Source organism: Serratia sp. (in: enterobacteria) (assembly GCF_046715635.1).
Lineage (GTDB): Bacteria > Pseudomonadota > Gammaproteobacteria > Enterobacterales > Enterobacteriaceae > Chania.
In genome coordinates, this window is the sequence record NZ_JBKJYW010000231.1 from 1 (window position 1) to 3,171 (window position 3,171).

Sequence of the window (3,171 nt, forward strand, 5' to 3'; positions counted from 1 at the left end):
GACCGCCGTTCAGGTCGTCGATTTCGGCAAACAGCTGATCGTTACGCGCTTTCAGTTTGGCATTGTTGCTCTGCTGAGCCACAACGTCCTCATTGACCCGTACATAATCGTGAATACCATTCTTCCCTAGCCACAGCGAATACTGTAACCAGCCAAGCAGCGCCAACAAAAGCAGCGTTAGTTTTCCCATCTCCGCCCCCTAAAAAAAGCGCTTAATCATCCCACAACTTGCCGTTTGACTCCACAGCAGCAATGGCTTTTCACCTGCGCCCATCGGGCGTAATAAGAATTTCCTGAGTTTAGCGCCCGATTGTCGCCTGAAAGCGGCATTAAATCCAGGCGGGCGCAGCATGCGGCCGCCCCTAAAATGTGTACACATCGACATCCAGATCATGCATACATCGTCGTCCACATCGTGCACACATCGCCACCCCACCTCAGTATGCAGTAAAAATAACTGGGCTGAGGGCATTTTCACCGACATTTACGCCGACTTTTAAATAATTATTCATATTTAACACTGTTAGTATTTTCATCTTCAGGTAGGGGTTGTGTTTTTATTCATGTAAGTTTATTTTTATGCAACTAAAGTGCATAAATAAATCCAATGTATAACCTTTACTTAACGACTCAACTTATTCGGGGAATGCTCATGTTAAAACGTTTAGTGCTGATCAGTGCCTGCTTGGCGGCCACTTTTTCCGCTGCTTCCTTTGCCGCAGAACCGACGTATGTTGTCGGCTCCGGCGGTACCTATCGCCCGTTCGAATTCGAAAACAGCAAAAAAGAGCTGGAAGGTTTTGATATCGATGTGATCAAGGCCGTCGCCAAAGCGGAAGGTTTCCAGGTGAAGCTGGTGAATACGCCGTGGGAAGGCATCTTTGCCACCCTGAACTCTGGCGATCGCGACATCATCATTTCCGGCATTACCATTACCGACAAACGCAAGCAGATGGTCGACTTCTCTACGCCATACTTCCCTGCAGAGCAGGCTATCGTGGTGCCTAAAGAGTCTAAAGTAGACTCCATCGACGCGCTGAAAACCTTGAAGGTGGGTGTGGTTAACTCCAGCACCGGCGACATCGTGGTTTCCGACGTATTGGGTAAAAACAGCACCGCCATCAAGCGCTTTGATAATACCCCGCTGCTGCTGCAAGAGCTGTATGAAGATGGCATTGGCGCGGCCGTCGGTGACGTTGGCGTGGCCAAGTTTTACATCAAGACCCACCCTGATAAAGAGTTCAAACTGGTGTCAGATGCCAAGTTTGAGCGCCAGTATTTCGGCATTGCGGTGGCCAAGGGCAACGATGAGCTGCGTAACAAGATCAACAGCGGCCTGAAGAAAATCGTCGCCGATGGCACCTATGCCAAAATCTACCAGACCTGGTTTGACAGCAACGTCCCTACGCTGCCAGCAGAATAAACCGGCTGTAAATAGGGGCGCAATTGACTGTGCCCCTACGCATCAATGACCTGCAAGTTCGCACTACCACCGTAAGGATTCTATTTTGTCAGCATTCCGTTGGGAGATCATTGAGGAATACGCTCCGCTGTTTATGGAGGGTGCCTGGATGACCATCAAATGTACCATCATCTGCGTGATCCTGGGCACCACTTGGGGGCTAATCCTCGGCTTAGGCCGCCTGGCACAGGCACCGCACGGCATCTGGAAACCGATCCTGCACTATTGCGTGCAATGGCCGGTGCGCATCTATATCAGCGCCTTCCGGGGCACGCCGCTGTTTGTGCAAATCATGGTGGTCCACTTCGCGCTGGTGCCACTGTTTATCAACCCGCGCGACGGCCTGCTGGTCAGCAACGGTTTGATGAGCGTCGACTTCGCACGCGCATTGCGTTCCGATTATGGTGCTTTCCTGTCGTGCGTGGTGGCTATCACGCTGAACGCCGGTGCCTACGTCTCGGAGATCTTCCGTGCCGGGATCCAGTCGATCGATCGTGGCCAAATGGAGGCTTCGCGCTCGTTGGGGATGGGCTACGGCAAAACCATGCGTAAGGTGATCCTGCCGCAGGCCTTCCGCCGCATGCTGCCACCGCTTGGCAACAACGCCATCGCCATCGTCAAGGATTCGTCCCTGGCCTCCGCAATCGGTCTGGCGGATCTGGCCTATGCTGCGCGTACCGTTTCCGGCGCGTACGCCACCTATTGGGAGCCCTACCTGGCCATTTCTCTGGTCTATTGGGTCATCACCTTCCTGCTCTCGCTGTTGGTGCAACACATGGAAAAAAGGTTCGGTAAAAGTGATTCGCGTACATAACCTGCAAAAACAATTTGGCGAAGCCCACGTGCTGCGCGGTATCTCCTGCCAGATCGCGCCAAAAGAAGTGGTGTGCATTATTGGCCCTTCCGGTTCCGGTAAAAGTACCTTTCTGCGCTGCATCAACGCGCTGGAGACACTCTCTGGCGGTGAGATCGACGTCAATGGTTTTGCCATTCACGACCAGAAGACCGATCTGAACAAGATGCGCGAAAGCGTGGGTATGGTTTTCCAACGTTTTAACCTGTTCCCGCATATGACGGTGTTGGAAAACATCATCATGGCGCCAATGGGGGTAAAAAAACTGTCCCGCAGCGAGGCCATTGAGCGAGCCGAGGTGTTGCTCAATAAAGTGGGCCTGCTGGACAAAATCGATGCCTATCCCAGCAGCCTGTCTGGCGGGCAGCAACAGCGTGTCGCCATCGCCCGCGCATTGGCGATGGAACCGCAAATCATGCTGTTCGATGAGCCTACCTCGGCGCTGGATCCGGAGTTGGTCGGTGAAGTATTGGCGGTGATGAAGGCGCTGGCGCTTGAAGGCATGACGATGGTAGTGGTGACCCATGAAATGGGCTTCGCCCGCGAAGTGGCCGATCGGGTGCTGTTTATCGATCAGGGGATAATTCAGGAAGAGGGCACGCCGGAACACATCTTCGGTAACCCGACCAATCCGCGCACCCAGGCATTTTTAAGCAAAGTTTTGTAACCTTCGGCACCGCTTTGACATCTCTTGGGCGCATGTCCCCTCACCCCAACCCTCTCCCACAGGGCTGTCTCTTGATCAGATCTCCTGATCAAGAGATTTCGCCAGTTTGTAACCTTCGACGATGTCTTGGAGTTTAAACCACGCTTCCCACATCACTACCCATCCTGCTCGTCCCGTCCGCTTACTGTC

4 protein-coding genes are annotated in these 3,171 nt (G+C 53.1%); 3 read left to right on the forward strand and 1 reads right to left on the reverse strand.

From position 1 onward, the window contains the following. Positions 1–190: septum formation initiator family protein (locus ACLQ7H_RS11635; RefSeq protein WP_411752800.1), on the reverse strand; the 190-nt coding region annotated here is incomplete at its 3' end. Positions 191–652: 462 nt separating this feature from the next. Here ACLQ7H_RS11635 and ACLQ7H_RS11640 point away from each other — a divergent pair. The 3 genes from ACLQ7H_RS11640 to ACLQ7H_RS11650 all read left to right on the forward strand — a co-directional run bounded on the left by ACLQ7H_RS11640 (position 653) and on the right by ACLQ7H_RS11650 (position 2,982). Beyond that, complete coding sequence (locus ACLQ7H_RS11640) at positions 653–1,423, forward strand: basic amino acid ABC transporter substrate-binding protein (protein WP_411752801.1); 771 nt, start codon at positions 653–655, stop codon at positions 1,421–1,423. 85 nt (positions 1,424–1,508) lie between these two features. Further along, positions 1,509–2,276 (forward strand): amino acid ABC transporter permease, encoded by a 768-nt coding sequence (locus ACLQ7H_RS11645; RefSeq protein ID WP_248944057.1) that lies wholly within the window; start codon positions 1,509–1,511, stop codon positions 2,274–2,276. Beyond that, positions 2,260–2,982 carry an amino acid ABC transporter ATP-binding protein gene (locus ACLQ7H_RS11650; RefSeq protein WP_024485715.1) on the forward strand — a complete coding sequence of 241 codons (723 nt, stop codon included), beginning with the start codon at positions 2,260–2,262 and terminating at the stop codon, positions 2,980–2,982. The genes ACLQ7H_RS11645 and ACLQ7H_RS11650 overlap by 17 nt, the downstream gene beginning before the upstream one ends. Positions 2,983–3,171 lie beyond the last annotated feature (189 nt).